Source organism: Ktedonosporobacter rubrisoli (genome assembly GCF_004208415.1).
GTDB classification, from domain to species: Bacteria; Chloroflexota; Ktedonobacteria; order Ktedonobacterales; family Ktedonobacteraceae; genus Ktedonosporobacter; species Ktedonosporobacter rubrisoli.
The window spans coordinates 8,960,507-8,979,803 of sequence record NZ_CP035758.1 but is presented as its reverse complement, the minus strand read 5'-3'; the positions used below and the strand labels follow the sequence as shown (position 1 = coordinate 8,979,803).

Here is a 19,297-nt window from a genome sequence, read left to right as displayed (position 1 = left end):
GTATGAGTTCAGCTACAGTGGGTTTCTTGCTTCTACGGCTCGCCGTTGGCCTGCTACTGGCTGGCCATGGAGCACAAAAATTGTTCGGCTGGTTTGGCGGAGATGGCTTTACAAGCCTTTCCAAAGTTTTGGAGGGCCAAGGCTTCAAACCAGCAGGATTCTGGGCGCTTTTAGGAGGTGTGGGCGAATTGTTAGGAGGACTCCTGACAGCCCTTGGACTGCTCGTTCCCCTCGGCGAGGTGGCTATTTTTGCTGCTATGTTTCTGGCTGTTGCAAAATTTCACTGGAAGCAGGGACTTTGGAGCGTAAATGGTGGATATGAGTACCCGCTGGTCATACTCACGATCACTATCGTATTAGCATGCATTGGTCCAGAGGTTTTTTCTCTGGACCAACTCTTACATATCAATCTGCCAGTCCTGCAATGCTTTGGCCTTGGTGTGCTTGCCGCGCTCATCATCGATAGTATTGGCCTTATCATCAGTCGGCAGTCATCTCCTGAATCGGGAAAACGTTAGCTCGCTCAACGCCAGGGGAGCTAAACTGCTACCCGACAAAGTACAGTGGCAGTGCCGGAAAGAAGAGGAACATTTGCAAATCCTTATGATACCTTCTCTAGAAGTGCAAACGACGCCTTATCTTATCCCAGGCGTCTGGTGGCCCCAATTAGCGTTGACCAGTTAGTATCAGGTAGTAGAGATCTGCAGATCTCATTTTCACAAAAGCAAGTGGAGTAAATCATGCTGCACACTCTCCTGAATCCTTTCCGTCAGCAAACACCTGTCAACAAGAGACGAAGTGGACTTGCCACACTCACACTGCTCTGCGCAGCACAATTCATGATCGTTGTAGATATCACAATTGTAAATATTGCGCTGCCTTCCATTCAAGCCAGTCTTGATTTTACTACTGAGGCAGATCTACAAAATGTCATCTCGCTCTATGCCCTGACCTTTGGTGGTTTTCTGATCCTGGCAGGCCGTCTGGCGGACCTGTGGGGCCGCCGGCGGCTATTTATCGCAGGTTTGCTCGTCTTTGCGTGTGCCTCATTACTCTGTGGATTTGCCCCAACAGCTCTGGTACTTCTGATTGGACGCGCGCTGCAAGGCTGCGGTAGCGCTATGGTCTCTCCTGCTGCCTTATCCTTGCTCACCACGCTGTTCAGCGAGGGGAAGAGCGCAACCGAGCGCTTGGTGTCTGGGGAGCTATGGGGGCTGCCGGTGGCGCCACTGGCATGATTCTCGGTGGCATCCTCACGGCAGCTCTTGGCTGGGAGTGGATCTTTTTCATCAATCTGCCGATCGGCTTAGGTGCGGCCATCGCTGCACCAGGGCTTTTGCCAGCCGATAGTTCATCAGAAACTGGTAAGAAGCTTGATCTGGCCGGTGCTTTGACGATCACACTGGCTCTTGGCCTGCTCATTTTCGCCCTCAATAGCAGTGAACAGGCCAGTTTCCCTATCGGTCTTTTCCTGGGGCTACTGGCTGTAGCGGGAATATTGCTAGTTGCTTTCGTTGTGATTGAGCGGCGGACGAGCCAGCCGCTGGTTGCCTTTCGGCTTTTCCGCTTACCAGGAGTAACAGGGGCAAATCTTGCGGCGCTCCTGCTCAACGCAATCATTGCCTCCGAGTTATTCTTCACAACTCTCTACCTTCAACAGGTTCTCGGCCTCTCAGCCCTGGCGACCGGGATCGCTTTTCTGCCGAATAGTGCCCTGGTTCTGGTCGGCTCTGCTCTCGCTTCACGTCTCGTGAATCGCTTTGGAGCCGGCTTAACTCTGGCCGCCGGAGCTCTCATCCTTGGTGTAAGCGCTTTCCTTTTGAGCGGGGTCACAGCCGGAGGTAGCTATCTTATCAATGTTATGCCAGGCTTCACACTGACTGGCTTAGGTCTAGGGCTCACCTTCGTAGCCCTGACGATCAGCGCAACCTCCGGAGTTGAAGAGCGCGACCAGGGCCTGGCATCAGGGGTTGTGAACACAGCCATCCAGCTTGGCTCCGGCGTTGGCATCGCCGCCGTTGTCGCGGTAGCGCTAGCCCTCAGTCAAACTAGCAGTGGCAGCATGAGCGCACGTCTCGTTGCCAGTTACGCCACTGGCTACCTTATCGATATGGTGCTGGCCCTGCTCATAGCTGTTCTGGCCTTGCTGCTTGTACATCGCCATAGCCGCCGCTAGCCCAAGAATTGCCAATCGCTTAGTATTTTTTCCAGCTGACCGCACATAGCAATGTGCGGTCCTGATCGTTCCCGCGCTAATTCTTGCTAAAGCCTGCTCTCAATGTCAGAGACTTCTTCTCTCCACGAACAGGAGCCCGCTTGAGCAGCATTGCCTTCGACCAGGCTCTTATTAAAAAGCCTTGAAAAACTGTGTAGGTTAGCCTGTGCCGCTTAAGACACCTTGTAGAGAAAAAGAAATGATCTCGTTCTCAGGGCCAAAACTTGACATAAAACACAAAGATGGTCTATACTTAGTTTGTAGTTATGAGAATGATTATCATTATTAGGGTAACCTAAATGAAAGATAAACTAACCAGCAATGCGCAGGCGGTACTCGAAGTTGTGCGTACCGCGAACAATCATCCAACTGCGCTGGAGATCTACGAGACAGTGCGAGAGCAGCGTCCCCGTATAGGTGTGGCAACGGTGTATCGTATCCTGCACAACCTTGTTGAGCAAGGGCACGTCAAAGAAATCAACACCAGCGAAGAGAGTTGCCGCTATGACGGGCGCATTTCACGTCATGATCATGCGATCTGCACAGTATGCGGAGCGCTCATTGATGTACCTGTCGATGTTAAGGTTTCCGAAGCCATCTTGCAAGCCGCAGCACAGGCAAGTGGCATAACCCTTAGTTCACACGAGGTTCGTCTCTACGGCCTGTGTCCTTCCTGCCAGGCAAAGCATAAATAAGAGAAGAAGGTTACATTAACCTCCTCAGGGGAGAATTTTTATGTCTTTCGAACAGAACCCGGCGGCAAACAGCCCCAGCAGTGTGGAGAATCAAACATCAGCAACTGACAAACTAGCAAGAGCGGCCGAAGATACCCAGGAGCAAACGCCGCCAACCATAAAAGGTCAGCTCGCAGAACTTCTGCGCGGCATGAATGCTAAAGACGAGCAATCGCGCGACTTTTTGCTGCGCGTGGTACAGCCAGGATTGGCAGGATTAATGGATGGCTCAGTCTCAACGCTAGCCCCAATCTTTGCCACAGCTTTTGCTACCCACAATCCAATGACTGCCTTCCTTGTCGGCATCGCCTCTGCTACCGGAGCAGGCATCAGTATGGCATTTTCCGAAGCGCTCTCTGACGATGGGGAGCTGACTGGAAGAGGGAAACCAGTGGTACGCGGCGCCATCACTGGCTTTATGACCTTCTTTGGCGGCGCGCTACATACGCTACCCTTTCTTATCAGCAGCATCCATCTAGCGCTGATTGTTGCCTATGTCGTAGTTGCCTTTGAGCTTGTACTCATAGCGGCCATTCGTCACCGCTATTTCGGGACAAGCTGGTGGCTGTCTATGCTCCAAGTCGTTGGCGGAGGCGCGCTTGTTTTCATTGCCGCGCTCATCTTTGGTAACGCGTAAGCACAGCGGTTAGAGCAATCTGCACATAGCGATGCAAGCACATAACTGTGGGGGCGGCGTACGGCGTGCGCGTGACGGTGGCACAATTTCTTTCCGCAGTGCGTACACGTACAGGCGCTCCACTGTGAGAGTGACGAGTGGCAGAGAGCACATTCTAAATCGGATCTGACAAGACTCATTGGGTCATCTCCTTCTCTATCTGAAAGAGCAGTTATCTCAAATAGAGGTGCCTATGGCTGCACCTTACCAATTAATATCCTATCCCTCTAGTCAGATATTAGCATAGGCTAATCAAAGCGTCAAGGGCAGGCTAAATCTGATTAGCTGCCCGCTCCTTTTTGGCCGTCCGGCTCTTCTGTGCGATAATGCATGCATACCTTAGCTTTTTCATCTCAGCGCCCTAAGGGAGCAAGGAGGGATTTCGAAGAGGCGCATTGCAGGAAAGCCAGGCAATGGGCTAATAGGGCTTCCAGGGCGCTTTCAATCTCTCTACGAGTATTGTATTACTTCAGTTTAGCTTTGTCTTGAAAGGCAGTCACACATGCAAATTGTTCGTCACAGATCGTCAACAGGAACGGCAACCCCTGGATTGCTTATACAGGGCCAGCTTCGCGGAAACTTTCCAGCCCAATACAGTACGCTAAGCGATCTGCTCCGTTTACGCAGCGGCGAACTGCGCTCACTCTGCGAGAGCGTGCAAGCCCTGAGTCCTGAGCAGCAGTCTGCTCCCGCTCTCCTTGCGCCAATCGACGGCGATACTGAAGTATGGGCGGCTGGAGTCACCTATAAACGCTCGATGAGCGCACGCGTAGAAGAGAGCGAGACGCCAGATATTTATACAAGGGTTTACTCAGCGCCACGACCAGAGCTATTTTTCAAAGCCACGCCCCGCCGCGTAGCCGGACCCGAGATCCCTATTATAGTACGTACAGATTCAAGCTGGGATGTACCAGAGCCAGAGCTAGCGCTTGTTATTAACGCTTATGGCGAGATCGTTGGCTACACCATTGCTAATGACGTGAGCTCGCGCAGCATCGAAGGCGAAAATCCACTCTATTTGCCACAGGCCAAAGTATACGCTGGCTGCTGCGCGCTTGGACCTGGCATTACACCGGCCTGGGAAATCGCCGATCCCTACCAGCTCGCCATTCAGATGACTATCGAGCGCGAAGGACAGATCCACTGGCAGGGCCAGACCAACACAAGCGAGCTCAAGCGCCGTTTAGACGAACTTGTAGCCTATCTTTTCCGCGAAGATGATTTCCCATGTGGCGCCATCCTCTGTACCGGAACCGCCCTCGTCCCCGACAGTCCATTTACTCTACAACAGGGCGACACTGTGCAAATCAGCATAGATCAGCTTGGCTCCTTGCGCAATCCGGTTCTGCGAGGCAAACAGAGCTAAATCTGAAGCAAAAACGTGTTTCTCCAGCATCCCTTTGAACGTTGATATAGGCAATGACCTTTTATTTCACCACAAATTGCTCTCTATATCAGCGTTCAATTGCATAAAGTGATAAGTCGATGCTAATAAGATGATATTCCATTACCCAGGCTGGAATTATATGATGCCCGGTGGGGGAAAACGGACACTCACTTTTCGGACTCATACCATAACATTTACACATTGTGATACAGCACGGAAGTATTGTTGGTTGTAGTTCACAGCATCTAGAAGAGGAACATGTATCTATGGTTGACACACATAACCTCTTATCCTTCGACTTGTTTCAGCAGCTTGTTCTATGGCTCAGCATCAGCATGAACTCTCAACGTAAAGGATACCGCTATCTGGAGGCCAATCCTATGCTTATGCAGCTGGAAGCAGAAAGAGAGCTAGAACGGCTGATTACGGCACGTGTCGAGGAGCAGCCAGAGATGAAGCAGCAATTATATAATCATCTCACACTGCTGCGCGATATCAGGCGGCGCGGCAAAGATGGGGAGCCCGCCCAGGCTATTCGAGAGTCCTACATCAATCTTTATGGAGGTCTTGCCACCACCCTTACTCCGCAGCTTGAGCATATTGAAGAGCGGCATATGTTCCTGGAACGCCTGCGACGTCCCGAGCGCACAAAAAAAGCCCAACTTGCCTTGCTGCGTGAAGCTCTCGCTTACGCCTATACCGACATCAATATCGCCCCAGAAGTTATTGCCGAATTCCAAATTGTCCTGAGTTCTACGCTGACCCAGGAACCACAGCCACTCGGACAAACCGAGCACATTCAAGCACTCGAAGAAGCCATCAGCCACTATAAAACAGCCCATACGATATTTACTCTCGAACGCTATCCTCTTCAGTATGCCAGGACACATCTTCAGCTAGGAAACGCCTACCTGCAGTACTGGAAAGTCACAAATAAAGCGGAGATAATGGAGCAGGCCCTTCGTTGCTATACTTCAGCAGCTCTGGTCTATAGCCGAGATATTTACCCTGAACAATGGATCATCCTGCAAACTCAATTAGGCAATGCTTACGCGCGGCGCAATCTTGGGTCCGTAGAGGAAGATCTGGAGTACGCACTTTCTTGCTTCGAGGCAGCGCTACAGCTGGCCCGCCGTCTGGCAAACCCAGCTCTGTGGGCCATGGTACAGATTAGTCGCGGAGATACCTATCTCCAACGTAGAGTTGGCGCGCCCCTGGATAATGCCCGCCAGGCTATGGCCTGCTATAGGGACGCATTGCTGATCTATACCTACCATGACTTTCCTAGAGAGTGGGGGCATATTCATTTTAAACTTGGCAACATCTATCAGCATTACCTTGCCGAGAATGATACCAGCCCTTTAACGCAGGATATGGACCTGCGCTGTGCCATCGTCTGCTATGAAAGTGCACTCAAAATTTATACTCCCGATGCCTTTCCACGGGCATATGCAGTAACGCTACTTCATCTCGGCACTACTCACCATAAACGCCTGGCCGGCAAGCGGGAAGAAAATCTAGCCCAGGCCCGCAAATGCTATCAGGCGGCCTTACATACCCTCGCCTATGAGGACTTCCCTTTAGACTATCCTCAAACCTTGCTCAGGCTTGCGGAGTCTGAGACATCTGAGGCTGGAACAGCAAGTATTGAGGCAGATCTTTCAAGCTCCCTACGACTCGTGTATAATAGTGCAACATTGAGTAGTCTCTAGGGAGCCGTTGGAAGGTTCTGGCAAAACATAATTTGAAATCACACAGTTTTTGTGTAACGATGTACGACGTCAAGGAACTAAACAGAAGTCGGCCCTGACCTTAGCGCTTCGGCTGCGTATCATTACATATTTGCTATGATGTTCATATTCTCGTCAGGGTCCCAACTCACAAGGACGCGGTTGTATGTAAACCGCGTCCCCTGGTCACCGGCTTACCACTAGCCTACTGCTACAGATATGTACAGCGACCACAAAGATACGTGGGCGTGATTTGCCGCTGTTGGCAAACTTACAACAGACATGTGTAAAGAGAGCAGTTGCCCTCCAGAAAGAAAGGAAGCGTTGTCATCATGCCCGAAACTAATGAATCTCCGCAACAAGCCCTCAATAGCCGCAGCCGGGCTATTACCGAAGGTGAGATACGCGCCCCCAATCGCGCCATGCTACGCGCTGTCGGCCTGACTGACGAGGACTTCAATAAGCCATTGGTCGGTGTTGCCAGCACCTGGAGCGAGATCACGCCATGTAATTCACATATCAATCGACTCGCCGAGAAGGTCAAAGAGGGTGTCCGCGTTGGCGGTGGTGTTCCCCAGATTTTCGGTACGATTACTATCAGCGATGGTATCTCGATGGGGACCGAGGGTATGAAGTTCTCTCTCCCCAGCCGCGAAGTTATCGCCGATTCCATTGAGTTGGTGAGCAGCGCCCAGCGCTTTGATGGCGTTATTGCTATCGGCGGCTGCGATAAAAATATGCCCGGCTGTTTGATGGCCCTGGCCCGCCTGAACATTCCTAGCGTATTTGTCTATGGTGGCACAATCCTCCCCGGCACCTGCCGCGGTCAGGACGTTGATATTGTGAGCGTTTTTGAGGCGGTTGGTGCCTATAGCGCGGGCAAAATGAGCCGCGAAGAGTTGCGCGAGGTTGAGGCCAGCGCGATTCCTGGCGCTGGCTCCTGCGGCGGGATGTACACGGCCAACACGATGGCCTCAGCCATCGAAGCGCTTGGTATGAGCCTGCCGGGTAGTTCTTCTATGCCCGCGGTAACTGCGCGCAAAGCCCTGGATTGCTATGAGTCAGGTCAGACGGTTGTAGGCCTGATTGAGCGCCAGCTCTTGCCCCGCCAGATTATGACAAAAGAGGCTTTCGAAAACGCGATCACGCTGGTTATGGCCCTCGGCGGCTCTACAAACGCGGTTCTGCACCTGATTGCTATCGCTCGCCAGATGGATTTGCCGCTGACTATCGATGATTTCACACGTATTGGACGCAAAGTTCCACACCTGGCGGACCTCAAGCCGGGCGGACGCTATGTAATGGCCGATCTTGATCGCATTGGTGGTACGCAGGCGGTACTCAAGATCTTGCTGGATGCAGGTTTCTTACACGGCGATACGCTCACAGTCACCGGAAAGACTATGGCCGAGAACCTTGAGCACGTCCCCGGACTACCCGAGAACCAGAAAATTATCATGCCGCTTGATAAGCCGCTGCATCCCAGTGGTCCTCTGGTTATCCTCAAGGGTAACCTGGCGCCTGAGGGCGCAGTTTGCAAGATTGCTGGCCTCAAAGAGACGCGCCATCGCGGCCCGGCCAAGGTCTTCAATTCAGAAGAAGAGACCTTTGACGCTATCATGAATCACCGCATCACGCATGGCGATGTCGTGGTGATTCGCTATGAAGGTCCCAAGGGCGGCCCCGGCATGCGCGAAATGCTGGCCGTCACGGCGGCGCTGGTTGGACAGGGCTATGGCGAGTCGGTAGGTCTGATTACCGATGGGCGCTTCTCGGGCGGCACGCATGGTATGGTTGTCGGCCATATTGCGCCCGAGGCTCAGGTTGGCGGTCCTATTGCTATCGTGCAGAACGGCGATGTCATTACCATCGATGCCGACAAGAACGAGCTCTCGGTTGATCTGAGCGACGAAGAGATTGCACGCCGCTTCAAGAACTGGCAGGCACCGGAGCTCAAGTACAACTCGGGCGTTCTTGCCAAATATGCTAAGCTGGTCGCCTCAGCCTCTGAAGGCGCCGTTACCGGCTAATACTTAGCCTTAAGCAAAGAAAAAGGCCATCACCTGTGTCCATGTTGGGTGATGGCCTTTTTTAGAACGATCTTGCTGCAGTGCTCTGCGCAGCCTTACGCTACGCCGCCCGCTTCGCCTTCTGCATATAGTAGATGCCAGCAACGGCAACAAGTGCAACGCCAGAGGCCAGCAAAAGCACGCTCCGCGATGGCTGCATTTCCGCAGCCGTGACAACTTCGCTTACCGAACCGGTTTGCACCAGCGAGGCAAGTAGGGCAAGCATATCATCATAAATACGCCGCAGTCCCAGCGGAGCAAACGTCCGCTCGAAGAAGCCACCAACGCCCTGACCGCCTTCCCACTCGCTGCTCACGCTCACAATAGTGCTCTGTCCTCCCTGCATCGGTAACAACTTCCAGGTTGTAACTAGGGAAGAGTTGCTGTCGCTTTCGGTGATAATCTTTCCCTTTGCAGGCTCCGTGACCTGCATACGATACGCGCGCTCACGCTGGGCCGCCTGTAACCGATAGCTAATAATCGTACCCTCGCCCTTGCCCCCTTTGACCACCATATAATCAAGAAAATTTGGGGTTAGCATTAGCTGACGTTTCTCTTTATAGTCAGTCAGGGTTTCATAGACTTTCTCAGGTGTAGCATGAATAACGCGTTCACTTTCAACATGGATACGGCTCACACTTTTCCTCACATTTCTTATTCGTCTAACCCACAGTTACTACTTGCAGGCTATATAACTCTCATTTCTTTCTATATTCTTTATGATAACATCAGTAGGGAAGATGTGCATCTTGTCCCGTACTAGCGTACCTGACGCATAGCCGCGCGCTCAGGCCGAGCTTTTCGCCAGAAACCCTCATCGTTAACACGCTGGAAACATCGCTTTCGGTACAACTCACGCTACGGCAGGCGACCTGGCTATTGCTGCAGATCCGAGCAGGTCCCAGCCGATAGTAAGACCAGGACCTGTAGAAAAGAGCTTAAGCAAAGATTGCTGCCGCAGCATAATGACGGGTTAGAACCAGCATCCTTATGCACACGGCTCGGGCCTGATCATGGGGGAAGAGACTTCTTCGCCAGTCTGTGGATCGACAAAAACGTAAAGGTCTTTTTCTTCGGCATAAATGATGGTGACCTGCTGCAGCTTCAAATAGGCAAGGCAGGCATCAAAGAGCGCAAAGGAGCCCTTCATCATGGGAATATCCTGGGTGGTGTTGCCAAGACGAAAGGTCGCATTGAGCGCCCATAGAACGAGTTCCATCTCCTCATTCATCGCGCGACGCCTCCTGCTCTTCGGCATTGAAGACGCGCATATAGGCCTGACAGCTTGTCGTTGTGGCGGCTTCCGCGCCGATATGGCCAGCCAGGTGTACGGTAAGATGATCGACGCAGCGCAATTTGGCCGAGATAATGCGATGGCGGGCCGTTCCCGAGGCCAGCCCGCCCAGCCCTTGCTGCATAGCTTCCAGTTCTGCATCGATCTGGGCGCGCAGTTGGGCCACCTGGCTGCGTTGCTCATCTGCGAAGCGTGGATCTGTACGCGCCTGCTCCTGAGCACATTGGCGCGGGACCTCATCATCCTTGCTCATAGATTATCCTCCTGTTTGATGGCTGGGAGATACAAGAAATAGCCCTGCTGAGCACGGTCAAAGCCAAAGTTGACGCGCTGGCGCAGTAGCCAAAGATAGTGAGTGTGGAACTGGCGCGCAATCTGCAATCGCAGTTCAGCAGGCAACGTGAGAGCGTAGGCTTGATGCGCCTGGTTGAGCTCCCGAATCACCATCAGGATCTCCGGGATCGTGGGTGCCTGCGCTGTCGCTATCTTTTCGTTTAATGCGCTCATGATTTCTCATATCCCCTCTATCAACAAACATATTTAAATTGATCGTTATGTACTACAAACAAGCTTAGCGCATAGAGAGGCAGAGTGTAAGTACAGTTTTCTCTTTTCAAGTTCTCACTTGAATCAATTGATGAAAATCTATAGACAAGCAGGCATTCGCCATCTATACTTATTTTATATGTGTTATATGGGTAGCAAGGAGGGAAAGGTGCCGGAGTTGTTTTATTGGGGCCATGGAGGGCAGTATGGCCCATTCGAGACACAGGAGGATGGGTGGCCCAATGCTGGACAGGTGATGCGTTACTTCCGTGAAAAGAATGGCATCAGTGCAGCAACTTTTGCAGTACTTTATGGAGAAGCACTAACGAAACTCGGCAAGCAGCAAAAAGGGAAGCCAGGGAAACCAGGCAAAGTGACAGCGATTTGGATCTTGAATATGGAGAAACAAAATACAGTTCCAGCGGATATCACGCGACGGCGTGTAATTGCCAAGCTTTTGAGTATTCCACCTGCGCTGCTCGGTTTGGCATCCCTTGAAGAGAGCTCACTGAACGGGCAGCTCGGTTTAGTAACACCAGCGGTAATTCATCCCAACATTGTGGAGAAAATAACTACTAATATTGCGCTCTATCAGAAAAATGTTCGCATGGCCTTACACCTACATCGAACAAGTAATGCTCATGATTTGCTTCCTGATATTGAGGCAGACGTACAAGCGCTCATGCGTCTTGAGGAACAGGCCAGAGAGAATTTGCTCTATCAAATCCGGGAAGTTTTAATCAGCAATTATCTACTCGCCTCAAGAATTGATAGAGATAAGAGACAATATGCATCAGCATACAAATATGTCAATGAGGCGGTACATGTGGCGAAAAGGATGGAAGATACCGACCTATTAGCAACTGCCAAACATGCACGCGGCGTTGTCAAACTGGGCTGGGGACAATTTACGATGCGGCAAGGGATATTTCAGGTAGAGAGAGAAAAAGTGCAGAGCGCGATGTACGATTTTCAGGATATTCTTGACCAGGAGAATAGACAACCTGGTAGTCTTCATCCTCAACTTGTGGGCTTTACGATGATTCAGCTTGGTCGCGCTCAAGGAGTGCTTAAACAAGGCAATGATAAAGTGCTTCTGACCAACGCACTTATCCAGCTTGACGAGGTAGCAGATCTGGTAGGGCGTGAGCCTATCAATGATCCTTATATGCGCGCATTGCTCATAGGCTCTGATTTACATAAAGGGGCATATCTATTACAAAGAGCTAATACATTGAATACGCTGGGGCTCTCTGGTAAGGCAATTAGAGAGCTCAATCAACTAAGAAATTTGCTGGAGCGAACCTATAATAAAGATGAGACTCGGATCATGGCCTGGATCGATGTTGTCATGGCAGAAGCATTATTAGGTATCAAGGAATATGACGAAGCTACCTGGAAAGCCAAGGAGGCGCTCATCGCTTGTCGCCATATTCATTCATTGCAAAATATCGCCACAATCATGGATATACAGAGTAAGCTCGCAGCAAGCTCGTATGGTGCATCAAGGGATGTAAAAGAATTAGGCGAGATGCTTACTGAGTGGTATAGGCAATAGCATATTTTTTAGGGATGAGTCTTTTCAGGGCAAAAGAAACTGGAGGAAGAGGGCGATCTATGGCTACAGGAACTTTTTACATTGGCGTTGGAGGCCATCAGGATTTAGGGGACGAAGCGACACAGCATTTTGTGGCCGAACAATTTCGTCAATTGCTCATGAACTTTCAAGCCTCTCACACGGATATAGTGCTCTATTCGGCGTTAGCTCTCGGCGCTGACCAACTGTTCATCAGAGGAGCGCTTGAACTGAACATTCCGGTTGAAGCCGTGCTTCCATGCATGGAATATGAGGCAAACTATGCTTCTGACCAGGAGCGGCTGGAATATCAACGTTTGCTGCATGCCTGCCAGAACATCCATCAACTTCCCTACCAGAATTGTTCGGGCGATGCTTACCGGGCGGCCGGGCATTGGATTGTCGCGCATAGTGATATAAGCATTCTGGCCTGGAATGGCTTTCCTGCTCAGGGAAGAGGGGGAACTGCCGATATGGCAAGTTACGCACGTCTGCTCAAGCGTCCTTTTGTGCATATCCATACGCGGCACCATACTGTAAGCAAGTATGGTGAGCTCGCGCCTACGAGCTCAAAGACAGCACAAATGGCTCCAAAGCGAGAGTTTGTGACGGCAACGCAGCCGGTATATCAAGGGGAAACGCTGACAGTAAAGCAACATCGTGTGCAAATGCCGGATGGTGAGGAGCTCGTGCGCGATACCGTTGAGCTACCAGAGCGCGTTCTCATATTGCCTGTATGCCAGGGCCGCAAAGAACTGATTGTCCTGCTTATTGAGGAATATGATTTTGGCGCCGGCACCTGGCAATTGACGCTTCCTGGCGGGAAAATCGAACCGAGGGTCACGCTTGAGGAACAGGCCCAGCAAGAATTACGCCAGGAGATTGGCTATAAAGCCGGTAGGCTTGAAAAACTTGTGGAGCTACATAGCCATCCCGGCTATATTGCTCAGAAAGTACATATCCTGCTGGCCAGCGATTTAGAGTGGGAGCCCCTGGAAGCCGAGCGCTACGAAGAGATTAAGGTCCACACCTTTACGCTGGAAGAAGCCTTAGCCGCGACAGCCGAAGATCAGCGCTTTGATCCTGAAGCGGCGCTCGCTCTCTTGATATTCAATCAGATGCATCGAACGTGTTAAAATTATGCCTCATGGAAAAATAGCCCAATTTACCTGGCAAGATACAGCTGAGGAAGGAAAAAGAGTTTAAATGGAGGCAAATAATCACTTTTTAGCATTAGCAGTACATAATAATGCCATCTGGTGTGATACCATCTGTCGATCTCACCATGTGATGGGAGAGTTTCACGAATCTTTTTGGGTCAGCCAGAATCAAACGCCCATCTATTACCCCAACCTGGTAACGCTTTCGCCAATAGTTGACCTCACCGCTTATCAGAATGAACTCGCGGATCTTCTCACAATGAAGAGAGGTTTCACGGTTTCCATAAAAGATAGTTTTGCCTCCCTGAATCTTACTCCTTTCGGATTTTCTGAACTTTTTCAAGCCCAGTGGATTTTCCGAGAAGCGCCAACAGATGTTTATCGTCAAGAAACTGCTGACCTGCAATGGAAACAAATAACATCTGAGAGAGAACTTCTTCGCTGGGAGGAAGCATGGTCTCAAGCTGCTTCGCCTCTTAATCGTCTTTTTCTGCCTGCTCTCTTACATGATGCCGATATCTGCTTCATTGCAGCTTACAAAGCAAACCAGATCGTTGCAGGAGCAATTGCCAACAAGACGACTGAAGTCGTTGGTCTCTCCAACGTTTTTGCTCCAGAACAAGAGGCAGAACGGTATTGGGAAGGATTGCTCGGTCAGATAGCAATCCGCTATCCTTCATTTCCTGTTGTTGGATACGAAGACAATGAAAGCCTCGCGATAGCAACACATGTCGGCTTCACTATCCTGGGGCCATTACGCGTATGGATAAAAGAAGGGTAAAGTACTGTTGTCCCAGGGGAAAGTGTGTGTTAAGATCCCAGAGAGAAAATCTGAGCCAATAGTAGCTCAGCTTTCTGCATAATATTAAATCTGGAGGGCATCATGTCTAACACGCTTACAACTATTCATAATGTGCAAGTTCTCGTCTGTGCCCCAGACGGAGATAAGCTGAAAAGCGAAAGTGATGCCCGGGATCTCATAGGTGATGCATGGTACGAGGGTGCTAAGATGGTCCTCATTCCCGTAGAACGGCTTACAGAGGATTTCTTCAAGCTCAAGACTGGTCTGGCTGGTCAGTTTATCCAGAAATTCGTTACCTATCGGCTGCCCCTTGTGATCCTCGGTGACATCTCGCAATACGTTGAACAGAGTCGCGCGCTCCGAGACTTCGTATACGAATCCAACAAGGGTGATCAGGTCTGGTTCCTGCCTGAGCTTGAAGAGCTCAACGACCGTCTGAGTCGTCCCCAATAACTTGTTAACCGCCGCAAGCTGACAGAGCCATAAAGACAAGCGCCGGCGAGAAGTTCAGCTGAACCTCTCGCCGGCTTTTTGAGCTCTAATTTATTTATTCAGGCTTGTTTTTCCCGCTTTTAGAAGAAGGTCTGGCCAAACCAGATCCACAGCTCTATGAGCGCGCCGCCGCTCGCCTGGAATTGCCTCCCACCTCCATCGTATTTATTGGCAATTATCCCCAAACGTTGCAACAGCCCAGACCTGCGGCTTGCAGGGCGTGGTCTTCGAGACGCGCGAGCAAACCATAGGCGCGCTACAAATCCTATTACATGGTAGCTGATTGAGCGTTTGAGCAGAGGAAAAAATATCTTTTCCTGCTGCTCAACAACATTTTAACAGGTAAAAATCAAACGATCAGCCAATGCTCACCAGAAAGCTGGCGTTTCCTTACTGGTCTCCTTCGAAACCGGATAGATTAATACCTAGTTCCGGCATAACATCACTTGAGGTGTCTTCGACAAACTGGATCTTCTGTTCATCTTCGTTGAGGACTTCAACGTTGATGCCCAGACTCTGCAGTTCTTTGACCAACACCTTAAAGGACTCAGGAACACCGGGCTCCATAATGTCCTCACCCTTCACGATCGCTTCATAGGTCTTCACGCGCCCTACCACATCGTCAGATTTTACCGTCAGGATCTCCTGGAGGATACTGGCAGCGCCATAGGCTTCCAGGGCCCAGACTTCCATCTCGCCGAAGCGCTGGCCACCAAACTGCGCCTTCCCGCCCAGCGGCTGCTGCGTGATCAAGCTGTAGGGGCCAGTGGAACGAGCGTGCACCTTATCTTCGACCAGGTGGGCAAGCTTGAGCATGTAGGTATAGCCTACGGTGATGGGATGGTCAAAGGGCTCACCCGTACGCCCATCGTAGAGCTGCACTTTTCCGCTCTCCGGCAAGCCTGCCCGCCGCAACAACTCCTCAATGTCTTCTTCGGTGGCTCCGTCAAAGACCGGGGTGGCGATCTTAAAGCCCAGCACGCTTGCCGCCCAGCCCAGATGCGTTTCCATAATCTGGCCGATATTCATACGGTGGGGCACTCCCAACGGATTGAGGATGATATCCACTGGCGTGCCATCGGGCAGGAAGGGCATATCCTCAAGTGGGAGCACGCGCGAAATGACGCCCTTGTTGCCGTGGCGTCCTGCCATCTTGTCGCCGGCACCGATCTTACGCTTCTGGGCAATGCTCACCCGCACCAGCTGATTGACCCCCGGAGGCAGCTCATCGCCAGCATCGCGGGAGAACACTTTGACCTCGATCACTTTCCCACGCTCGCCATGCGGGACGCGCAAGGAAGTATCCTTGACCTCGCGGGCCTTCTCACCGAAGATGGCACGCAAGAGCTTCTCTTCAGCCGTCAGCTCCGTTTCGCCTTTGGGGGTAATCTTGCCCACAAGGATATCCTGAGCATCAACCTCAGCGCCGACATAGATAATGCCGCGCTCGTCGAGATTCTTGAGGCCCTCTTCACCCACATTGGGAATGTCACGGGTGATCTCCTCGGGTCCCAGCTTGGTATCGCGGGCATCCACCTCGTACTTCTCGATATGGATGGAGGTAAAGAGATCTTCCCTGACGATGCGCTCACTGATGAGAATGGCATCCTCAAAGTTGCCACCCTCCCAGCTCATAAAGGCCACAAGGATGTTCTGACCCAGAGCCAGCTCTCCGTTATCGGTCGAAGTGTTATCGGCGATCACCTGTCCTGTCGTCACATAATCGCCCTTACGCACAATCGGGCGCTGGTTAATGCAGGTCCCATGGCTGGATCTGACGAATTTGCGCAAGCGATAGCTGTGCACCTCGCCCTCAGGATCGATGATCTGGATTTGTCTGGCGGTGGCCGAGACGACTTCGCCCTCGCTCTGACTGATGAGAATCTGTCCTGAATCGATGGCCACTTGCCGCTCCATACCGGTGCCACAGATGGGCGACTGCGGTCGCAGCAGGGGCACTGCCTGTCGTTGCATGTTGGCCCCCATCAGTGCGCGGTTCACGTCGTCATGCTCAAGGAAGGGGATCAGCGCGGTAGCCACACTGACCATCTGGCGCGGGGAAACGTCCATATAGTCGATATTATCGGAGCGTACTTCGGCAAACTCACCCTGATAGCGGGCCAGCACGCGCTCATCGGCAAACTCGCTGTTCTCGGTGAGGCGGGCATTGGCCTGGGCAATCCAGAAGTTCTCCTCATCGTCGGCGGTCTGATAATCCACTTCCTCGGTCACAAAGGGACGCACCCGCACCATGGTCTCCCCCAACAGCGCGGCCAGCTGGCTGGCCAGGGCTTCATCGATGCGCATATGACTGCCCGCCGGGATGAGCACTTTGCCCTCAGCACTCTTGACGTCTTCGCGCTCATGGCCGATCACCCCGCGGAACTCGCGTCCCACCAGGTGCGGGTCATTGGCCTTCAGGCGCCTGTAAACCTTACGGTACGGGGTCTCCACAAAGCCGTAAGGGTTGATCTGAGCATAGGTCGCCAGGTTGCCGATCAGGCCAATGGTAGGACCTTCCGGGGTCTCAATGGGACAAATGCGTCCATAGTGGGACTGATGCACGTCTCGTACATCCATACCCGCGCGCTCACGCGAGAGACCGCCAGGACCCAGTGCGGAGAGACGACGCTTGACTCCGATCTCGGCGAGGGCGTTGGTCTGGTCCATGAACTGGGAGAGCTGGCTGCCACCAAAGAACTCCTTCAGCGCCGCCACCACAGGACGGATATTGATCAAGGCGTTGGGCGTGGCCTGGCCGGGCTCCTGGATGCTCATGCGCTCCTTGACCACCCGCTCCATGCGTAGCAGGCCCACGCGGAACTGCATCTGGATCAGCTCGCCCACACAGCGCACGCGCCGGTTGCCAAGATGGTCGATGTCATCCTTGCGTCCTCGCCCATTGTTGAGGGCGATGAGCCGACGAATGATATGCACAAGATCATCCTGGGTCAAAATGCGCTGGCTCTGGGGAACTGCCAGGTCCAGCTTGCGGTTCATCTTATAGCGTCCCACGCTGCCAAGATCATAGCGGCGGGGATTAAAAAAGAGATTCTTGACCAACGAACGCGCGTTATCAAGGGTCGCCGGATCTCCCGGGCGCAGCTTCTTGTACAGTTCGAGCAGCGCCTCCTCTTCCCTCTTGACAGGATCACGATCGAGGGTGGCCTGGATATAATGCACGTTGGGATTGTTATCGACCTCAGCAAAGGCATTGAGGATGCCCTGATCGGAGGAGAGATCGAGCTCCTCGGCATGCCACTGCTCGCGGGACAGGCTGGCAATCGCGCGTAAGAGCGTGGTCACCGGCAGCTTGCGCTTGCGATCGATCTTGACGGTGAGCAAGTTCTTGCTGCTCGTCTCGAACTCAAGCCAGGCGCCGCGTCCCGGGATCAATTTGGCGGCAAAGAGCTTTTTGCCGGTGGTCGCGTCTTCGTCGGCGGTAAAGTAGACGCCGGGGGAGCGCACCAGCTGGCTGACTACTACGCGCTCTGTACCATTGATAATAAAGCTGCCTTCCTTGGTCATCAGAGGGAAATCCCCCATGAAGACATCCTTCTCGATGATCTCGCCAGTTTCTTTACTGACCAGGCGTGCCTTCACATTGAGAGGAGCTGCATAGGTCGTATCACGATCGCGGCACTCATCCTCTGAGTATTTCGGCTTGCCAAAGGGGTCAGGGGGAACAAGAAATTCCAGACTTAAATTTTTGCCCGTAAAATCTTCGATTGGAGAGATTTCTGCAAAGAGTTCGCGCAACCCTTCTTTCTTAAACCATTCAAAAGAATCAAGCTGGATTTGAATCAGGCCAGGCATGGGCCGTATATCTGGTATGCGTGCGAACGAGACACGTTCCGGGAATAGGGCAGTTTTCTTGCTTGCCGCCATAGCGTTTCTTCTCCTCTTTCATCTCTAGGTGACACCTTGCGCACACGACGAGGCCTGGCTCAGCCTGATGAAGCAGATATTTTTTTGAACACAAACACGAGAGATCTTTTTGCTCAAGGGAGTGCCTTCACCGCAAAATACGCCAGGGTATATCGTTTCCATCAGAGTATACGGGAAAGAAGGCCAAAAAAAATCGGCCAAAATGGCAGTGTGCTAGTAGACAGGATGTGATAGAATAATAATGGGATCAAAGATTTCCATAAAATAGTGATCGCCCTCTTCTCGTCCTCTGCCGTCAAGCCTCAAAAAACAGCACACCGCCAGAGGTGACAGTGTGCGTACTAAAGAAATATATCTATATAGAGAGAAGCCTGAGCACGCGAAAATTATTTAAGGATGCGTTATAAAAGTAAACCACCATCCTTTGCGCTGCCGCTTTGCAGCCCGGATGGTGGGTAACTACAACTATTTTCCATACTTCACAATTACAAATCTTCTCTACAACGACAAAATATTAACTAATCCCACAAATGCGCGTACACAATAACTTTTCCTTCGAGCGGTATCCTAACCCAAGAATCGCGGCTATCGTAGGCCAGAGGTGAATTGAGTTCTTCGCGCATGGATCTAGCTTGCTCAATTTGCACGGGAGCAAGCATCTTCTCCTGTAAAGAGGAGATGTAAATAAAGCAATCTTGTTGGGATAAAACCTGTTCTCCCATGACCAA

16 protein-coding genes and 1 pseudogene are annotated in these 19,297 nt (G+C 51.8%); 11 read left to right on the top strand and 6 right to left on the bottom strand.

Annotated features, from left to right (window positions below; translation table 11 throughout):
- Positions 1–2: 2 nt before the first annotated feature.
- The 7 genes and pseudogenes from EPA93_RS38890 to ilvD all read left to right on the top strand — a co-directional run bounded on the left by EPA93_RS38890 (position 3) and on the right by ilvD (position 8,772).
- On the top strand, positions 3–518 hold the full coding sequence (locus EPA93_RS38890) for a DoxX family protein (protein ID WP_129892684.1): 516 nt from the start codon (positions 3–5) through the stop codon (positions 516–518).
- Between the two features lie 222 nt (positions 519–740).
- Positions 741–2,176 (top strand): annotated as a pseudogene (locus EPA93_RS38880) (MFS transporter).
- A gap of 338 nt (positions 2,177–2,514) precedes the next feature.
- Positions 2,515–2,910: a Fur family transcriptional regulator gene (locus EPA93_RS38875; protein WP_129892681.1), complete on the top strand. Its 396-nt coding sequence runs from the start codon at positions 2,515–2,517 to the stop codon at positions 2,908–2,910.
- Between the two features lie 40 nt (positions 2,911–2,950).
- Positions 2,951–3,586 (top strand): VIT1/CCC1 transporter family protein, encoded by a 636-nt coding sequence (locus tag EPA93_RS38870; RefSeq protein WP_242527227.1) that lies wholly within the window; start codon positions 2,951–2,953, stop codon positions 3,584–3,586.
- 541 nt (positions 3,587–4,127) lie between these two features.
- Positions 4,128–4,991: a fumarylacetoacetate hydrolase family protein gene (locus EPA93_RS38865; RefSeq protein WP_129892680.1), complete on the top strand. Its 864-nt coding sequence runs from the start codon at positions 4,128–4,130 to the stop codon at positions 4,989–4,991.
- A 287-nt stretch (positions 4,992–5,278) separates the two neighbouring features.
- Complete coding sequence (locus EPA93_RS38860) at positions 5,279–6,724, top strand: tetratricopeptide repeat protein (RefSeq protein ID WP_129892679.1); 1,446 nt, start codon at positions 5,279–5,281, stop codon at positions 6,722–6,724.
- A gap of 350 nt (positions 6,725–7,074) precedes the next feature.
- Entirely contained in the window at positions 7,075–8,772 is a 1,698-nt protein-coding gene (ilvD, locus tag EPA93_RS38855) for a dihydroxy-acid dehydratase (protein ID WP_129892678.1), read from the top strand.
- A 100-nt stretch (positions 8,773–8,872) separates the two neighbouring features.
- On the opposite strand, the gene EPA93_RS38850 is transcribed toward ilvD, so the two are convergent.
- From EPA93_RS38850 to EPA93_RS38835, 4 genes are all read right to left on the bottom strand, one after another.
- Positions 8,873–9,448 (bottom strand): SRPBCC family protein, encoded by a 576-nt coding sequence (locus EPA93_RS38850; protein WP_129892677.1) that lies wholly within the window; start codon positions 9,446–9,448, stop codon positions 8,873–8,875.
- Between the two features lie 351 nt (positions 9,449–9,799).
- Positions 9,800–10,042, bottom strand: coding sequence for a hypothetical protein (locus EPA93_RS38845; protein WP_129892676.1), 243 nt, complete (start codon positions 10,040–10,042; stop codon positions 9,800–9,802).
- Positions 10,035–10,358 (bottom strand): hypothetical protein, encoded by a 324-nt coding sequence (locus EPA93_RS38840; protein WP_129892675.1) that lies wholly within the window; start codon positions 10,356–10,358, stop codon positions 10,035–10,037. The genes EPA93_RS38845 and EPA93_RS38840 overlap by 8 nt, the downstream gene beginning before the upstream one ends.
- Complete coding sequence (locus EPA93_RS38835; RefSeq protein WP_129892674.1) at positions 10,355–10,612, bottom strand: hypothetical protein; 258 nt, start codon at positions 10,610–10,612, stop codon at positions 10,355–10,357. Before EPA93_RS38835 ends, EPA93_RS38840 begins: the two co-directional genes overlap by 4 nt.
- A 208-nt stretch (positions 10,613–10,820) precedes the next feature.
- On the opposite strand from EPA93_RS38835, the gene EPA93_RS38830 reads away from it, so the two are divergent.
- The 4 genes from EPA93_RS38830 to EPA93_RS38815 all read left to right on the top strand — a co-directional run bounded on the left by EPA93_RS38830 (position 10,821) and on the right by EPA93_RS38815 (position 14,642).
- Positions 10,821–12,209 (top strand): hypothetical protein, encoded by a 1,389-nt coding sequence (locus EPA93_RS38830; RefSeq protein ID WP_129892673.1) that lies wholly within the window; start codon positions 10,821–10,823, stop codon positions 12,207–12,209.
- Positions 12,210–12,268: 59 nt separating this feature from the next.
- Positions 12,269–13,363: an NUDIX hydrolase gene (locus EPA93_RS38825; protein ID WP_165423696.1), complete on the top strand. Its 1,095-nt coding sequence runs from the start codon at positions 12,269–12,271 to the stop codon at positions 13,361–13,363.
- Between the two features lie 70 nt (positions 13,364–13,433).
- Positions 13,434–14,168 carry a hypothetical protein gene (locus EPA93_RS38820; protein WP_129892671.1) on the top strand — a complete coding sequence of 245 codons (735 nt, stop codon included), beginning with the start codon at positions 13,434–13,436 and terminating at the stop codon, positions 14,166–14,168.
- Positions 14,169–14,270: 102 nt separating this feature from the next.
- Positions 14,271–14,642 carry a DUF4180 domain-containing protein gene (locus EPA93_RS38815; protein ID WP_129892670.1) on the top strand — a complete coding sequence of 124 codons (372 nt, stop codon included), beginning with the start codon at positions 14,271–14,273 and terminating at the stop codon, positions 14,640–14,642.
- Between the two features lie 429 nt (positions 14,643–15,071).
- On the opposite strand, the gene rpoB is transcribed toward EPA93_RS38815, so the two are convergent.
- Together rpoB and EPA93_RS38805 are read right to left on the bottom strand one after the other, a co-directional pair.
- A complete protein-coding gene (gene rpoB, locus EPA93_RS38810) occupies positions 15,072–18,569 on the bottom strand; it encodes a DNA-directed RNA polymerase subunit beta (protein WP_129892669.1) in 3,498 nt (1,165 codons plus the stop codon).
- 518 nt (positions 18,570–19,087) lie between these two features.
- On the bottom strand, positions 19,088–19,291 hold the full coding sequence (locus EPA93_RS38805; RefSeq protein WP_129892668.1) for a hypothetical protein: 204 nt from the start codon (positions 19,289–19,291) through the stop codon (positions 19,088–19,090).
- Positions 19,292–19,297: the final 6 nt, after the last annotated feature.